Origin of the sequence: Litorivita pollutaquae (assembly GCF_003205515.1) — a bacterium.
Taxonomy (GTDB): Bacteria; Pseudomonadota; Alphaproteobacteria; order Rhodobacterales; family Rhodobacteraceae; genus Litorivita; species Litorivita pollutaquae.
In genome coordinates this window covers 789,200-805,626 of sequence record NZ_KZ826481.1, presented here as the reverse complement: position 1 = coordinate 805,626, position 16,427 = coordinate 789,200, and the positions used below count along the sequence as shown (strand labels likewise).

The following is a 16,427-nucleotide window of genomic DNA, read 5'->3' as shown; positions in this document are numbered from 1 at the left end:
TGGAGTGGGCCGAAAAACGCAACGTTCGGCTGGAATACATCCAGCCCGGCAAGCCGCAGCAGAACGCTTACATCGAGCGCTATAACCGCAACGTTCGCCCCTCTCATCGAAACTGCGTTTCGACTGCTGCGCAGCGGGATGAATGGCTGGGGCAATACATCTTTGAAACCATCGAGGAGGCACAGGACCAGGTAACCGAATGGCTCTGGACTTACAACAACGAGCGACCCAACATGGCCATCGGTGGGATGACCCCCGCTATGAAACTGAGAACAGCCGCGTGAATTCTACGGCTGGACCCCATTAAAAAGGGGGGGATTACGAGCGAGGCCCGGTTTAATTGACGCAGTTAGACAAACGCGAAGTTAATATGCGCAACGCCGCGCTAAATCGATCAGGATCTTTCGCGACCCGGGCAGCCAGCTGAGCACCCTCTAGCAACGGAAGTGCGGCGGTGGCTTCTTGCACAGGGTCAGCCACCCCCTTGATTGTCCCGTCTTGTTGACCAAGCGCAAACGCCTTGGACAGCCAGTCAGTTATCATTTTTCGAAACCGGTTCATTTCCGCGACCGTGTCATCCGAAAGGCTTTGTGTGCTGGTCGAAAACGAAACGCAAAGGCAGAGGCTTTGACCGTCTTCCAATGCACCATGGTATCGCGATATCAGTGCATTCAGCCGCGCAGCACCGGTTTCATTTTGTGCATCGATCTCTGCGCAGGCGGTTTCTAAGTCATCGTAGTAGCGTTTCATCAAGGCGACGGCCAACTTCGCCTTGCTTGCAAAATGGTGGTGGATACTGGCTTTTGTGATCCCGACATCTTTGGCCAAGTCAGCATAGCTAAAGCCGTCAAAGCCCCGCGTGCGCGCCACCCGTTCTGCTGAATTGAGAAGGTTTATCTTGGTATCCGTTGCCATCATTTGCGTCTATTTTAAAGTGTTGAGCGTGTTTAGAACATTTTCTGCGGCTTCCAAAGCCCCTTCAATATAGCCCCCGAATGTGGGTGCGACTTCTGTACCTGCAAAATGCAGTGTATCATCCCAAAGGTGTGTCATGGCATGGGGCAGCCCATACGCCGGATGTTCGTAAAGCGGCGCTTGGTCTGCTTGTGTTGCGGTGTAAGGGTCATAGGCCCAGTCCTTGATATACAACTGTATTGGCTCTGCGGCTTTAGGTCCGAACAGCCGTATCAGCTGGGCTTGCAGCTGTTCACGCAACTGATGTTCATGCGTGCGCGCCTGTGGTGGCACACCAATAAATCCAAACAACGCATAGGGGCCGCCTTGTGCTGGGGACGCATCGTGGATTTCAACCATGGGGCCGACACGGCTCATGGCGTCGCCTGACAGGCCGTCTTCACGCCAGAACGGGGTATCGTAAACTGCGACGGCCTTGGCCTGTCCGGCCATCCACGTGGCAATCCCTTGCATGGTACGCAGGGTGTTGGCTGGTAAGGCTGGCGCAAATGTAAATTGTGCTGCAACCCGCGGAGGGAGGGCCAATACGACGTGGTTGGCATCGAGTATTTCACCACTCGCGAGTGTGGCGCTGATCCCATCCTTTGATTTCGTAAGGTCAACTACAGGAGCATTCAAACGCTTACGATGGCCGGGCAGCCGTGTGGCCAGCGCATCAATCATTTGGCCAAGACCGCCGACAAGACGCCATGATCCTTCCATTGACGATATGCCTTGGCCGCGCTGCACCCGCCCGCTCTCATCCTCATAGCTAAGAACGCCGTCAGAAAACTGGTCGAATTTCTGCAAGTTCAATCGTGCGATCAACGCCGCGATCCGGGGCTGGCCCGGCCAAAACCACGCAGGTCCCATGTCAAAACCGCTGCCCACCACGCGCTCTGTCTTGATCCGTCCGCCAAACCGCGGACGTGCCTCAATCAGCAAGTAATCACGTCCTTGCGTTTCAAGCGCTTCGGCAAGAGCAAGTCCCGAAAGCCCGCCACCAACGATCAAAGTGGTCATGTCTTAAAACCCTTCAGAGGCTGGACGCAGGTCAAGCTCATGCGTCCACGTTGATTTTGGTTGATGCGCAATTTGCCAATAGGTTTCCGCGATATCAGCGGGCGTCATCATCTTTGTAGGGTCCAAGCTGTGCAGTGCGCGTGCACGTGCCGTGTCGATGATACCGTCTAAAATAGCGTGGCACACATGCACACCAGCGGGCTGAAATTCCCGCGCGAGCGATTGGGTTAATCCACGCAATGCGAACTTGGCGCTGGCGAAGGCCGAAAACTTGGCACCACCGCGCAAGGATGCCGTGGCACCCGATACGATAAATGAGCCACCGCCCGCATCGATCATTGGCTGAATGGTTGCTTGCGCAAGCAAGACTGCCGATTGCACCATGCTGTCCCATGTTCGCCTGTAGTCATCCAAGTCTGTTTGCATGAATGGTGCGATAACCAATTCTGCGGTGTTGTGGATCACAACCCTTGGCGGGCCGTTTTCCGCGATGATCTTGGCCAAGATATCGGGCGCACTGGTTTCGTCGGAAAGGTCGACCGTATGGAATTGACCCACCGGCGCATCCGGTGCAGACCGCCCCAGACCGACAGGTTCAAAGCCCCCATCCGCAAACCGCGACAAAAGGGACTGGCCTAGGCCAGCCCCCGCACCGGCCACAAGGACCATAGGTTTTTGAACACCCATCAGACAGCCGGCGGCTGGGCGTGTGGCAAGTGGCCGGCCTTAACCCAGAGCTTTGCCCCGTCATCGCCCGCTGTTGCGCTTAGTTTGGCTCCATCCGGCAACCTGAGCCATGCGCCTTTGCCCAGCGTATCGCCGCCTTCAGTCACAGAGCCTGAGATAACCAACACCTCAAATCCGCCTGCGTGTTCGGTTTCCAATGTCGCACCTGCGTCCAGATGGCTGTACGTGACGGTTTCACGCAGATCGCGATGCAATTCAGCCGTCGCTACGCCGTTCACTGGCGCGCCAAGTTCATCAGCCATATTTTTGCGGAATTGGTTACGGTCATCCATATCGAATTGCCACAGTTTCACGAAGATCGTGCAGCCCGGTTCGGAGCCCGGTGTGTGGGCCGTTGTCGGCGGGTTGCGCACATAGGTGCCTTCGGGAAAGTCACCGTGTTCGTCTTGGAACACGCCATCCAGGACAATGAATTCCTCACCGCCCGTATGGGTGTGCTCAGAAAATTTGCTACCGGCTGCATAACGTACGATTGTTGTGGCCCGCGCCACTTCACCGCCGATGCGGTCCAGCATACGCCGGTCCACACCTGGCATCGGCGAGGCCAACCACTCAAGCTGATCTGAGTGGACCACCACGCGTTTGTTAAAGTCTGCGTTTAATTCCATAGTCTTATCCTTCCGGCTTGAGTGGCCTGTTATTATCCAGCGATGCTTGGTCGTGCTGCAACTCTCGCGCGCCAAGCGTTGAGATTGGCAAACGAGTCCGGGATTTCTACCTTTGCAAAATCGGCAAATGCTAAACCGGCAAAGGCTGTAATGTCCGCGACTGAGAATTCAGAGCCCGCAAGAAAGTCATTGTCAGCCAGAACACTGTCAAGATAGGCCATCGTTTGTCCGGCAACTTCTTTTTGTTTGTTGCCCCATTCAGCGCACTGGTATGTTTCAAGATCTGGGCCAAGGCCGGGTGTTGCGTAGTGGAAATATGCAGCGACCGCGTTTAGCAAGCCGTTTTCGGCACGCAGGTTCATCATAGAGATTTGCGCGCGTTCTTTCGGTGTGTTGCCGGTCAGTAACGGGCCCTCAAAGTGGCCGTCGATATATTCTGTAATCGCGTTACACTGCGAAATGTACGTGCCGTCAGCCAATTCAAGGCATGGGACAACCGCGTCTGGGTTCTTGGCTTTAAAGGCCTCGGTGCGATGTTCCCCACCCATCACATCAACAGGAACAAACTCAACTTTGTCAGTCGCCCCTTTTTCAGCAAGAGCAATGCGCACTCGTACCGGGTTGGGGAAGCCTTCGATATCGTAGATTTTCATAGTAACACTCCATATTATGTTGGGGACTACCTACTAGTAGATTGGACGTCTTTGCAAGCCAGCATCAACTATGATCGATCACAAAACTGTTAAGTCGATCAAGCGGCCCTCTTCTCGCTAACGCTTTCATGGACCGACTTCGAGGTAGAGAGGTGGTCGCGGAAATTCGGACCACCTCTTTTGGCGCACGCGACGCGATAGCCGCGTCAGACCCAGTCATGCGGAAAACGACGGCCGCGTTCACGAATGGAATGACCCACCCGCCACGGGTCACCCGGATGACGACTATGGATGCAGGTGCACCGCTGAACCATACAGCCCTTGAAAGCCTATCTCAGCAGTACCAGCAGAAAACTGACATAAGTTAGCATTCTAAAGAGTACGAATACGCTCAAATTACACAAGATCGTAATGGAGTATATTGCAAGCTCCCATCGTCCGTTACGCAGGCGTAAAGAATTTAGGGCCATTATGACAATGGCGATAAAAATGGCTGCAACACTGTTTCTAAAGATGTCAGGCATCAATTGGGATAGCATCTTGAAAAAAATGGTAAAAACGCATTGATTGAAAGATAAGCTGCACCTTCGAGCACGATTTTGTTTATCTTTGGTGGCATAATACGGAGGCTCTGTTTCTCGTGAAATCGTGGATGAATGAGGTGCCCCTAGTTTCCTATACGCTTGCCTCCTTCATTTTCAGCTGTTTCATTTCATAGTCAACCGGTGACAGCATGCCATTGTTGGTGTGCTTGCGCTAAGTGTTGTAAAACATCTCGATGTAGTCGAACACGTGCTGCCTTGCAGCGTCGCGTGTCAGGTATGTCCGTCGTCTGATCCGTTCCCGTTTCAATAGCTGGAAGAAGCTCTCTGCGACGGCATTGTCATGGCAATTCCCACGTCTACTCATGCTGGCATCCAGATTGTGTTTATCAAGGAATGATTGCCACTCTGTGCTGGTGAACTGAGAACCCTGATCTGAGTGGATCATCACTTTCTGTTTTGGTTTGCGCCGCCAAACAGCAGCCAACAATGCTTGTAGTGCAAGATCTGTTGTCATGCGTGACTGCATCGACCAACCGACGATGCGCCTCGAGAACAGATAGATCACGACAGACAGGTACGACCAACCCTCATGTGTTCTGATATAGGTGATGTCGGTCACCCAAATCCGATCGGCAGCATCGACTTCAAGCTGCCTATCTAATGTGTTGTCGGCGACGACCGCAGACTTCCCACCATAACGAGCAGGGCGGCGTTTGTAGCCGATCTGCGCCGTATGCTGGCCAAACGCGCTACACGTTTCTCAGAACATATCTCACCTTGATCCAGTAGATCATCGTGCATCTTGCGGTATCCGTACACCTTGCCGCTATCCGCCCAAGCTTGATGGATCAGTTCTGTTTGCCGTGCATCTTCTAGCGCACGTTGGCTTAATGGTCATTTAAGCCATGCGTAAAACCCACTGAAATGTACCATCAGTACCCGGCACATCGATCGCACCGAAAGCTCCGCCCGATGGGCCTCAATAAACGCATACCTCACTGAGACTCGCGCGCGAAGTATGCGGTCGCCTTTTTCGGGATTATGCGTTCCTCGGTTACGCGGGCTAGCTGGCGCTTCAGCCGTCTTATCTCAGCAGCCTGATCCGCAACCTCTGATCTGACACGTGGCGACTTCGAAAACTGCGCCTTCCAAGTGTACAGGGACTTGGTGCTGATCCCCAGCCGCTCGGCCACCTCGCTGACCGCGTAACCACGCTCAACAACCTGCGCCACAGCGTCCTGCTTAAACTCGTCTGTAAACCGTATTCCCTTGTTCATATCCGTCTCTCCATGGTTCCAAAATTACCAAGCAAACCGTCTGCAAATCTAGGGGCGCCTCATAAATTCTGTCCTGACCAGATTATAATAACCTGATCTATTCTTCACCATCACGTAGGCATAGCTCGGGTGGTATTCGAGCAGCAGATATTCTTAGACGTTCAAACGGCGCACCGGCATTACCACCGACGGGCACCGCTAAGGCCGTACCCAAGCTCATCGATGAACGATAAGTTGGTTTTGAGATAATATTTACGTGCGGCCGTGGGTATTGGCTGTGTCCGGGCAAAATATCGTTTTGGCTTTTGTGCTATGAGACATAATTTCGGATAGGGCGAATTGCAGTTTGTCCTGTTGGATGGACGCCCCACGTCAGCAGGCGGCGCGTGTCTGCGCCGCCTGCGGGATCACCTTCGCGGGTGAAACTGCTCACTCCGCCCAATCATAGGCATAGACAAATTCGCCCAACAGATGCCCGATGGCCTCGCGATCGGCATTGCCGGTGGTTTTGATCTGCGCCACGAGGCCGCGCTTTTTATCTTCAACCACCGAAGTGACTTCGGCGCTATGGCCGGCCTTTTTGAGGGCCGCGTCAAAGACACGCTTGATCGCGGATTTACGCAGGTCGGGTTTAAACACTTTGCCCACGGCGGTTTTTGGCAATTCCGGCAGGATCTCGACGTGTTTCGGCATCGCCGCGCGTTCGTGGATATGCACTTTGCAGTGTTTCATCAGTTCTTCGGGCGTCACTTGCGCGCCCGCGACCAATTCGACATAGGCGCAGGGCACTTCGCCCGCGTGCTGGTCGGGCTGACCGATGGCACCTGCAAACCCGACTGCCTCATGGGCCAGCAGGGCCTCTTCGATTTCGGCCGGGTCGATGTTGTGGCCGCCGCGAATGATCAAATCCTTGGCACGGCCAGTGATCCACAAATACATATCCGCATCCATCCGGCCCAAATCGCCGGTGCGCAGGAATTTCTCATAGTGATAGAGGTCTTTGTTCTTGGCTGCTTCTGTATAGGTGTTGCCGGGCCAAATACCCGGATTGCTGACACAAATTTCGCCGACCTCATCGGTGGCACATTCCACCGGGCCCTCGGGCGTATCGCGAATGATCTTCACATCCGTATAGGGGAAGGGATGCCCAACCGAACCAATGCGCTTTTCACCATCTACAGGGTTGCACGACACAAGACAGGTCGCCTCGGTCAATCCATACCCTTCGACAATGCCGACGCCGGTGGCTTTTTCAAAGCGGTTGAACAATTCCTGTGGCAAGGGGGCGGAGCCGGAAAACGCGGTTTTCAATGCCGAGACATCCGCGTCAACGGGCCGCTGCATCAATGCCGAAATCGCGGTTGGCACGGTGATGGCAAAGGTGATTTTCCACCGTTCGCACAGTTTCCAGAAATTGTCGAACACCCCATCGCCGCGATAACCGGCGGGGGTCGGGAACACCACATGCGATCCAGCAGACATCGCCGACATCAAAATCACATGACAGGCAAAAACATGGAACATCGGCAAGGGGCAGATGACGTTGTCATCTTCGGTATAGAGCAAGGTGCTGCCAACCCAACCGTTATAGATGATGCCGGAGTTCTTATGCTGGGCGACTTTGGGCATGCCGGTGGTGCCGCCGGTGTGGAAATAGGCAGAAACACGGTCTGCGGAGATGTCGGCAAAGGCTAATGTCTTGGGCTGTTTGCGGATTTCACTATTGAAGCTTTTGACGTCCGCGTGGTGGCCGCCCGGATTTTTCGGGCGAATGAGCGGCACGATCCAGCTTTTCGGCGGGCTCAGATAGCGGTTCAGATCAACCTCCAGAACCGTATGCACGCCGGGGGCGTGGCGCACCGCTTCGGCGGCTTTCTGTGCCAGATCGGTTTTCGGAAAAGATTTGAGCGTCACCACGACCTTGGCCTTGGTTTCACGCAAGATCGCGGCGATTTGTTCCGGCTCCAACATCGGATTGATCGGGTTGACGATGCCGGCAACGCAGCCCGCAAGTGTGCTGATCACCGTCTCGTTGGAATTGGGCAGGATCAGCGCGACAACATCGGTTTCTCCGACGCCCAATTTACGAAACAGGTTTGCCGCCTGACAGACCTGTTCATGCAACTGCGTATAGGTGAGGGTTTCGGCCTTGTCCGTCGGACCGGATTCCAATTGGAACGAAATCGCATTGTGCCCCGGAAACTTGTCGCGGGTGCGGGTCAGCATTTCATAGATCGAGCGCGGCAAATCCCTCTCTTCATAAGGCATCTCATTCTGGATGCGTCGCCCATCCTCGAAATTTGCAAATGTTTTGGTCATGGTATCCTCCCCTGAATAACGCGTCCCCACGCGCTTGACGTCCGGCCTTTTGCACCTGACGGCTGAGACCTTGATAAGCAGCATGGTGGGGAAGGGAGGTTTACGCAAGCCTGTGGCCGCGTCAGGACCCTACGTTAAGCGGCGCAGGACGTAAGGTCGGGGTTTAGACGCGGGCATCAGGGGAAACGAAAAAAGGCTGCCCGCTGGGGGCAGCCCTCCGGATTTTCATGCCAAGGCGTGATTACGCGGGAATACGCAACACCTGACCGGGGTAGATTTTGTCCGGATGCGTCAACATCGGTTTGTTGGCCTCAAAAATCGCTTCGTATTTCGCGCCGTTGCCCATGGTTTTTTCGGCAATCGCCCAAAGCGTATCGCCCTTTTCAACCGTATGGAATTTCGGCTCTTCGCCGCCGGCTTCATCCTCGACTTCGGCCACGCCTTCGACGTTGCCCACGGCAAGAATGATTTTCTCTTTGGCTTCCTGGCTCACGGCACTGCCGCTGACCTTGACCTTGTCGCCTTCAACCGTGATGTCCAGACCCTCGGCATCCAGCCCCAAATCGGCGACTTCCTTTTTCAGGTCTTCGGCGCTGGGCGTCTCGTCGGCGCTTTTGATTTTCTTGCCGGAACGCTTGAAAAAACTGAACAGTCCCATGGATATCTCCTTTACTAGATGGTGTATCTTCGCCCCCGCCTGTAACTGGCGCAAGACAATTATAACCGATTTAGCGGGGAATTTAGGCCGCGCCCGACCCGTCGGTGAATTGCAATTTCGCCAACCGCGCATATAGCCCGCCTTCGGCGACCAATGCATCATGGGTGCCGGTGGCAACGATACGCCCGCCTTCCATGACCACAATGCGGTCGGCCTTTTTGACGGTGGCCAGACGGTGCGCGACAATCACGGTGGTGCGGTTTTGGGCCAGCTCATCGACGGCCAATTGCACCGCGCGTTCGCTTTCGGCGTCCAGGGCGCTTGTCGCTTCATCCAGCAAAAGCACCGGCGCATCGCGCAAGATTGCCCGCGCAATGGCGATGCGTTGCTTTTGCCCGCCCGACAGCATCACGCCGCGCTCGCCCACATAGCTGTCATAGCCTGCGGGCAAACCGGTGATGAACTCATGCGCGTTGGCGGCGCGGGCGGCCGATTCTACTTCGGCGTCCGACGCTTCGGGCCAGCCAAAGCGGATATTCTCGCGCGCCGAAGCGGCAAAAATCACCGGATCTTGCGGCACCAGGGCCATCACCCGGCGAAATGCGTCGCGGCGCATATCGCGCAGATCCACCCCATCAAGGCAAACGCGCCCTGTTTGCGGATCATAAAACCGTTGGATCATCTGAATGATGGTGGTTTTGCCCGCACCGGAGGGGCCAACCAAGGCCACGGTTTCACCGGGGTTGATCACCAAATCCACATGTTCAAGCGCGGAGATGTCCGGACGCGAGGGATAGGAAAAGCCTACACCCTCAAAGCGGATCTCGCCTTTGACCGTCTCGGGCAGGGGAACGGGATCGGCAGGATCTTGCACCGCATCCTCGGCGCGCAGCAATTCGATCAACCGCTCGGTCGCGCCCGCCGCGCGTTGCAATTCGCCCCAGATTTCCGACAAGGCGGCGACAGATCCGGCGACCATCACAGCGTAGAACACGAATTGCACCAATGCGCCGGGGCTCATGATGCCGCCGCGCACATCCCGCGCGCCAACCCACAAAACGCCGACCACGCCGGCGAAGACGAGAAAAATCACGATGACCGTCATGGCGGCGCGGGTGGTGATCCGGCGGCGCGCTACGTCATAGCTTTTCTCGGTCACGTCGGAAAACTCCGCGCGGGTCTGGCTCTCATGGGTAAACGCCTGCACGGTTTGCACGCTGAGCAAGGCTTCCGAGGCGGACCCCGAGGAGGCCGCGATCCAATCCTGGTTCTCGCGGCTTTGCGCGCGCAAACGCCGTCCAAGCGTCAGGATCGGGATAATCACCGCCGGCACGATCAACAAAACCAATCCGGTCAATTTTGCCGATGTGAACAGCATGAAAATCATGCCGCCGAACAAAATCAACACATTGCGCAGCGCCACAGAGATCGAAGAACCGATCACCGACAAGATCAATGTCGTGTCGGTGGTGATCCGGCTCAACACCTCTCCGGTCATGATGCGTTCGAAAAAGGCGGGGCTCATGCTGATGATCCGGTCGAACACCGCCTTGCGGATGTCCGCGACGACCCGTTCGCCAAGCCGCGTCACCAATGCGTAACGCAGCCCCGTTCCGACCGCCAAAAGCGCTGCCAAACCAAGCGCCGCGCCGAAATATTGATCCAAGATCGCAACGCTGTCCGATCCAAAGCTGTCGATCACCCGCCTGACCGCAAGCGGCAACGTCAATGAAACGCCTGCCGTTAGCACCAGCGCCAAACCCGCCAGAACCGCCATCCATTTATAAGGCACAAGAAACGGCCGCAGTTCACCCAAAGCGCCGACGCGTTTGGATTTCTCGCGCTCGGCGTCTGTGCCTGCGGGGGTGGGGGTGCGTGCCATGTCGGGGTTCCTTGCCAATTGGTCCCGCTTCATCGCAATGCTGGGCTATGGGGTCAAGCGCGCGATTGCCGCGCATTTGCCGCAGGCGCCGGGATTTCGCACCGGCATATCGGCCAAGGCTTGCCAAGTCGGCCGCGTGCCCGCAAAACCAAACCATCCCAGTTCGAACCCAGTCCGAAAGTCAAAGGCCGCCCTATGCCCCATTCCGATCCCGCCGCCGCGCCCGACAAAACCGTTTTGATCACCGGAGCCGCAGGCTTCATCGGCTATCACCTTGCAGAGGCTCTCTTGGCGCGTGGCATGCGGGTGATCGGCCTTGATAGCATGAATGATTACTACGATGTTGCCCTGAAAGAGGCGCGTCTTGACCGGCTTTCCGGGCAGGCGAAATTTGAATTTATCAAGGGGAAGGTCGAAACGCCCGATTTGCTCATGGGGCTGTTTGAAACCCACCGCCCCGACGTTGTGGTGCATCTCGCGGCCCAAGCCGGCGTGCGCTATTCCATCGACAATCCGCGCGCCTATCTCGAAGCGAACCTGATTGGAACCTTCGAAGTGTTGGAAGCTGCCCGCGCCTATCCGCCGCAGCATATGCTTCTGGCGTCGACCTCATCGGCTTACGGTGCCAACACCCAAATGCCCTATGCCGAGACCGATAAGGCCGACACGCAGATGTCTTTTTATGCCGCGACCAAAAAATCCGGCGAGGCCATGGCCCACAGCTACGCGCATCTTTACGGATTGCCGACCACTATGTTCCGGTTTTTTACCGTCTATGGCCCATGGGGGCGGCCCGATATGGCGCTGTTCAAATTCACCCGCGCCATTTTGGCGGGAGAGCCGATCGATGTCTATAACCATGGACAAATGAAACGTGATTTCACCTATGTCACCGATCTGGTTGAAGGCATCCGTCTGCTCATCGATGCCGCGCCCCTGCGGCCCGAGGGCGATGTGCCGCAGGGCGATAGCCTGTCGCCGGTTGCGCCGTTCCGTGTGGTCAATATCGGCAATTCCGACGCCGTGCCTTTGATGGACTTTATCGAAGCCATCGAGGACGCCACCGGGCGCGAGGCGATCAAGAACATGATGCCGATGCAGGCCGGTGATGTGCCTGCGACATGGGCCAATGCCGATCTGATCAAGACACTGACCGGCTATGCTCCGAAAACCCCGGTACGCGAGGGCGTGGCGCGGTTTGTTGCATGGTATCGGGAATATCACGGGGCGTGATGCCCCGCCGCCGTGCGTTGCGTTTCAAAAGCTCCTCGAAGGCCGCTTTGCAAACCCCTTGTAGGGCGGGCGGCGGCGACAGCTAAGGTTTTTGTCTTTCTCCATCGCCGCCGCAATTTTGCCGTTCGATCTCGGCATTCAATGCCGCGCCAAGCAGGATCAGAAAAGCGCTAAGATAGAGCCAGACCAATAAGGCAATCATCGCCCCGATCGAGCCATAAACCTCGTTGTAGTTGCCGAAGTTCGTCAGATATGCAGAAAACGCCGCCGAGACCGCGCCCCAAATTGTCACAGACAACACCGCGCCGGGCACAATCATCGTGGGTCTCTCGCCGCGGCGGTTCGGTCCGAACCGATAGATTATCCCGAGCCCCGCCAAGAGGGCGCCCATCGCAGCGACCCATCGCAGGGTATTGATATAGCTGGCCGTGGTTACATCCAGATAGATGAAATTTAAGACCACCGGCACCACGACGATGGCGGCCAAGGCGACCAAGGACACGCCCACCAAGCCGGCCGTCATCACCAGGGCCGCCGTATAATGGTGCAAGCTGGAGCGGTTGCGGATGCGGTAAATCTCGTTCATGCCGCGCATCATCGCGCTGATACCGGCCCGCGCCGACCAGAGCGCAAAGCCGACCGACACCACAGTGGCCCAACCCAATGTGCTGCGCCCTTGGCCGATCAACCCGTCCACCTGTTCTTTGATCAGTTCGAACACATCGGGGGGCAACAGCGGACGCATCAATTCCATTTGCCCCGAGACCACGGCAGGGTCCGACACCAACCCCCAAAGCGCAATCACCGCCGCCAACCCCGGAAACACGGCAAGCATGGCAAAGAACCCGACGCCGGCTGCAATCAGGCTCAGGTTACGCTCGTCGATTTGAAGCCAGACGTTTTTGAATACACGTGCCAAAAAGGCCAGTTTTGTCATTGTGTGATCCTGATTGCGCGGCCCTGATTTTCTGGTCATGCCGGTGGCCCTGACCCGTAACATAGCGTGATAGAAAGAGGGGCCAAGAAAAAAACGAGCGCGTTTGGCGCGCTGGGGGGGCGATCTGTTGCGCCTGCCGGGCGGCGCGCAAAAATCGGATAAAGTCGCCTGGGTGCACATGGGGTCCGAGCGCAATGAGCGGGCACAGAAAAGGGCCGCTCCAACGCAGGGCGGCCCTCAAATCGTTCCTGTCCAGCGGGTCAAATCAATATTGCATCGCCACCGGTTCGTCGCTTTCGGGCGGGGTCAGGGCGGCAATCGCACCGTTCAATGACACCGTCCCCACCGGCGCGCCGGATTTGTCGACCACGGTGCAGGTCTGGTTCTCGGCCTTGCTCAGCGGCGCCAGCGCAGCTTCGAGCGAGGTGTCGGCGGGGATTTGTGCGCCTTGGCCGGACACGCCGCCGGGCGACATGATCGAGCGCACTTTGATCACCTTTGAGCGATTGATGTCGCGAATGAAATCCGTGATGTAATCATCTGCGGGCGTCATGATGATTTCTTGCGGGTCGCCTTCCTGTATCACCGCCCCATCGCGCAAAATGGCGATATTATCGCCAATACGCAAAGCTTCATCCAAATCGTGGGTGATGAAGATGATGGTTTTATGCAGCTCTTCTTGCAGGTCCAAAAGGATGTTTTGCATATCCGTGCGGATCAGAGGATCAAGCGCCGAAAAGGCTTCGTCCATCAGCAGAATTTCCGCATCGGTCGCCAAAGCGCGGGCAAGGCCGACACGTTGTTGCATGCCGCCAGAAAGCTGCCCCGGATAGTGATCCTCGAAACCGGCCAAACCCACACGTGCGATCCAACGGGCCGATCGCTCATGCGCTTCGGCATCTGCGACACCTTGGATTTTGAGGCCATATTCGACGTTTTGTTGCACCGTGCGGTGCGGCAACAGGCCGAATTTCTGGAACACCATCGAAGTTTTGAAGCGCCGCAAATCACGCAGCGCCGCCTCGTCCATTGACAACACGTCCTCTCCATCAATCCAGATTTCGCCCGCCGTGGGTTCGATCAAACGGTTGATATGTCGGATCAATGTCGATTTGCCCGAACCGGACAGGCCCATGATCACCTGAATTTTCCGCTCGGGGATTTCGAGAGAGATGTTGTTGAGCCCCAAAACATGCCCGTGCTTTTCCAAAAGCTCCGGCTTTCCCATGCCTTGTTGCACTTCGCCAATGACGCTTTGGGGGTTGTCACCAAACACCTTGTAGAGGCTCTTGATTTTGACCTTGATGTTGTCGTGATCAGCCATGATCGCCTCCGTTCCGATGGGCCTGTAGACGGCGGCCATAACTTTGCGTGACCCGGTCAATGATGATCGCAAGGACCACAATCGCAAGGCCGTTCATCAGACCAAGCGCAAGGTATTGGTTCGAGATTGCGCGCAAGACCGGCACGCCCAAACCTTTGACGCCAATCATCGAGGCAATCACAACCATCGACAATGCCATCATGATCGTCTGGTTCACACCGGCGAAAATATTGGGCAAGGCGAGGGGAATTTGCACGCCGAAGAGTTTCTGGCGATAGTTGGCGCCAAAGGCATCGGCGGCCTCCAGAACCTCGCGATCGACAAGGCGAATACCAAGGTTGGTCAGGCGCACAATCGGCGGTACCGCGTAAATGCAGACAGCCAAAAGACCCGGCACCTTGCCAATACCCAAGAGCATCACAACAGGGATCAGATACACGAACGACGGGATCGTTTGCATGATATCGAGGACCGGTGTGATCAAGGATTGCGCGCGGTTATAGCGCGCCATCAAAATCCCGATTGGAATACCAACCGCGATACAGACCATCGTGGCGACCAAGACAATGGCAAGCGTCGCCATCGTGTCCTCCCACATGCCCAAATAGCCAATCGCCAGAAAGGCAAGAACCGCGCCAATGCTGATCTTCCAGCTACGCGATCCGAGGTAGGAAAACGCCGCGACGACGGCGAGAATGATCGGCCAAGGCGTTGCCAAAAGCAACCGTTCGAACCAGATCATGAATTGCAAAAGCGGATTAAAGAAGGCCTCCAGGCTTTCGCCATAGGCCCGTGAAAATTCGCGAAAACTCGCGTCGATACCCTTTTTCAGGTCGCGTAATTCTTCGCGTCCCATTTCGGGAAATTCGGTCCAGTCCATCACTGCCCCCCCGTTCTATTGTTGTTTTTCTTGCAAAAAACCCGCGCCGAAGAGGTCTTCGACGCGGGCCTTGTTTTTTAAACGGTCAGCTTACAGCGCCGATTTGATTTTCTCGGCAACATCCGCAGGCACCCAAGGGGTCCAGATGTCCTGATGTGTTTCAAGGAATTCATAGGCCGCATCTTCGCCCGCAGCTTGGTTGTCGGTCATATACACCAGCATTTCGTTCATGACCGAACCCGGGAAAACGCGGGTTTTGATGTAATCTGCGGCGGGGCCACCGGCTTTCATAAAGCGGTCAGTGACCACCGAGTTGACCTCGGAAACCGTCCATGCGGTCGGTTTCGGATCTGCGCAATCCTGTTCGGACAACGCGATGCAACCGTCCCAATTTTCGCGGCCCGCAAATTCGGCCTCAAATGGCAACATGACCATGCCATATTTACCGATGATTGCGGTGGGCGACCAATAGTAGCCGAACCAGTTTTCGTCGCGGTCCACGGCTTTTGCCATCGACCCGTCGAGGCCAGCGGCCGAACCGGGATCAACCAGAACCCACCCTTTTTCTTCCATGTCGAATGCACGGTAGAGATTGGCATTGATCAACTGGCATCCCCAACCGGCCGGACATCCGACAAAGGCACCTTTGGTTTCGTCTTCGACATAGGGGAACAATTCGGGATGCTCCAAGAGCTTCTCGACGGTGTCAAGCTCGGGGTGATCGGCGGCAAATTTCGGGGTGACCCACCAGCCTTCACCCAGATCGGTGATCGGGCCGGCATTCGCCGCGTGCAGGCGGCCTTCGCCAATTGCCGCCATGAGCGGATCGCGCACGGCGTTGATCCAAAGCTCACCCGCGACATCAGGTTCGCCCTTTTCGTTCATCGAGGCAAAAGTTGTGGTGGTGGCGCCGGGCACCAATTCGACATCGCAACCATATCCTTCTTCGAGGATGATTTTGTCGACGTTGGCCATCATTTCGGCCGAAGCCCAGTTCATTTCGGCCATGGTGACTTTGCCGCAGTCCGCCGCAGCCGCCGCACCCATAGATGCAAAAAGCCCAAGCGCGGAAACTGCGAATGTGTGTTTGATTGTCATGTGATCTCTCGTCTCTCGTGAGCTTAGCCGTTGGTGCGCTCACTTTGGCACCTTCGGTCACCACCCCTCACGGGCGATTTCTTCGGATGGCGCAAAAACAGCAGAGCGGTTCGCGCCTCCAAAGCACGCCTATATGACAACACAGCAGGGCGCCAAGATCAACCAAAACCCGTATTCTGACCGGTTACCTTGGGGCATGCAAAGGACGTGCAGGGCTGTGTTGCAGCCCATATCATCTCTATGCTGCGCCGGTGTCAGGCGCGCGTTTTGCCGGTTTTGCGCCGGTTCC

14 protein-coding genes and 2 pseudogenes are annotated in these 16,427 nt (G+C 56.2%); 3 read left to right on the top strand and 13 right to left on the bottom strand.

The window, feature by feature from the left end; all coding sequences use genetic code 11:
- Positions 1-284, top strand: a 284-nt coding sequence (locus DI396_RS03920) for an integrase core domain-containing protein (RefSeq protein WP_162617140.1), incomplete at its 5' end; no start/stop codon positions are given.
- A gap of 52 nt (positions 285-336) precedes the next feature.
- Here the strand turns inward: DI396_RS03920 and DI396_RS03915 are convergent.
- Genes DI396_RS03915 through DI396_RS03895 form a run of 5 tightly spaced genes read right to left on the bottom strand, consistent with a single transcriptional unit; the run spans position 337 to position 3,985 of the window.
- Entirely contained in the window at positions 337-915 is a 579-nt protein-coding gene (locus tag DI396_RS03915) for a TetR/AcrR family transcriptional regulator (RefSeq protein ID WP_110794902.1), read from the bottom strand.
- A 9-nt stretch (positions 916-924) separates the two neighbouring features.
- Positions 925-1,977 carry a flavin monoamine oxidase family protein gene (locus tag DI396_RS03910; RefSeq protein ID WP_110794767.1) on the bottom strand — a complete coding sequence of 351 codons (1,053 nt, stop codon included), beginning with the start codon at positions 1,975-1,977 and terminating at the stop codon, positions 925-927.
- 3 nt (positions 1,978-1,980) lie between these two features.
- Positions 1,981-2,664, bottom strand: coding sequence for an SDR family NAD(P)-dependent oxidoreductase (locus DI396_RS03905; RefSeq protein WP_110794766.1), 684 nt, complete (start codon positions 2,662-2,664; stop codon positions 1,981-1,983).
- Positions 2,664-3,332, bottom strand: a complete 669-nt coding sequence (locus DI396_RS03900) for a cupin domain-containing protein (RefSeq protein ID WP_110794765.1) — start codon at positions 3,330-3,332, stop codon at positions 2,664-2,666. Before DI396_RS03900 ends, DI396_RS03905 begins: the two co-directional genes overlap by 1 nt.
- 32 nt (positions 3,333-3,364) lie before the next feature.
- Positions 3,365-3,985: a glutathione S-transferase family protein gene (locus DI396_RS03895; RefSeq protein ID WP_110794764.1), complete on the bottom strand. Its 621-nt coding sequence runs from the start codon at positions 3,983-3,985 to the stop codon at positions 3,365-3,367.
- Positions 3,986-4,172: 187 nt separating this feature from the next.
- Here DI396_RS03895 and DI396_RS16910 point away from each other — a divergent pair.
- Positions 4,173-4,310: pseudogene (locus DI396_RS16910) on the top strand (phage minor head protein); the annotation flags it as partial.
- A 350-nt stretch (positions 4,311-4,660) separates the two neighbouring features.
- Here the strand turns inward: DI396_RS16910 and DI396_RS03885 are convergent.
- The 4 genes and pseudogenes from DI396_RS03885 to DI396_RS03870 all read right to left on the bottom strand — a co-directional run bounded on the left by DI396_RS03885 (position 4,661) and on the right by DI396_RS03870 (position 10,666).
- Positions 4,661-5,807: pseudogene (locus DI396_RS03885) on the bottom strand (IS3 family transposase).
- 429 nt (positions 5,808-6,236) lie between these two features.
- Positions 6,237-8,126, bottom strand: coding sequence for an acyl-CoA synthetase (locus DI396_RS03880; protein WP_110794763.1), 1,890 nt, complete (start codon positions 8,124-8,126; stop codon positions 6,237-6,239).
- A gap of 241 nt (positions 8,127-8,367) precedes the next feature.
- Positions 8,368-8,784, bottom strand: coding sequence for a peptidoglycan-binding protein LysM (gene lysM, locus DI396_RS03875; RefSeq protein ID WP_110794762.1), 417 nt, complete (start codon positions 8,782-8,784; stop codon positions 8,368-8,370).
- 82 nt (positions 8,785-8,866) lie between these two features.
- On the bottom strand, positions 8,867-10,666 hold the full coding sequence (locus DI396_RS03870; protein WP_110794761.1) for an ABC transporter transmembrane domain-containing protein: 1,800 nt from the start codon (positions 10,664-10,666) through the stop codon (positions 8,867-8,869).
- A 195-nt stretch (positions 10,667-10,861) separates the two neighbouring features.
- Here DI396_RS03870 and DI396_RS03865 point away from each other — a divergent pair, with 195 nt between their 5' ends.
- On the top strand, positions 10,862-11,899 hold the full coding sequence (locus tag DI396_RS03865) for an NAD-dependent epimerase (RefSeq protein WP_110794760.1): 1,038 nt from the start codon (positions 10,862-10,864) through the stop codon (positions 11,897-11,899).
- 82 nt (positions 11,900-11,981) lie between these two features.
- On the opposite strand, the gene DI396_RS03860 is transcribed toward DI396_RS03865, so the two are convergent.
- The 4 genes from DI396_RS03860 to DI396_RS03845 form a co-directional block, all read right to left on the bottom strand.
- A complete protein-coding gene (locus tag DI396_RS03860) occupies positions 11,982-12,836 on the bottom strand; it encodes a YihY/virulence factor BrkB family protein (RefSeq protein ID WP_110794759.1) in 855 nt (284 codons plus the stop codon).
- 265 nt (positions 12,837-13,101) lie between these two features.
- Positions 13,102-14,160 carry a quaternary amine ABC transporter ATP-binding protein gene (locus DI396_RS03855; RefSeq protein ID WP_110794901.1) on the bottom strand — a complete coding sequence of 353 codons (1,059 nt, stop codon included), beginning with the start codon at positions 14,158-14,160 and terminating at the stop codon, positions 13,102-13,104.
- Entirely contained in the window at positions 14,153-15,040 is an 888-nt protein-coding gene (locus tag DI396_RS03850) for an ABC transporter permease (protein ID WP_110794758.1), read from the bottom strand. Before DI396_RS03850 ends, DI396_RS03855 begins: the two co-directional genes overlap by 8 nt.
- Positions 15,041-15,130: 90 nt before the next feature.
- A complete protein-coding gene (locus DI396_RS03845; RefSeq protein ID WP_110794757.1) occupies positions 15,131-16,138 on the bottom strand; it encodes an ABC transporter substrate-binding protein in 1,008 nt (335 codons plus the stop codon).
- Positions 16,139-16,427: the final 289 nt, after the last annotated feature.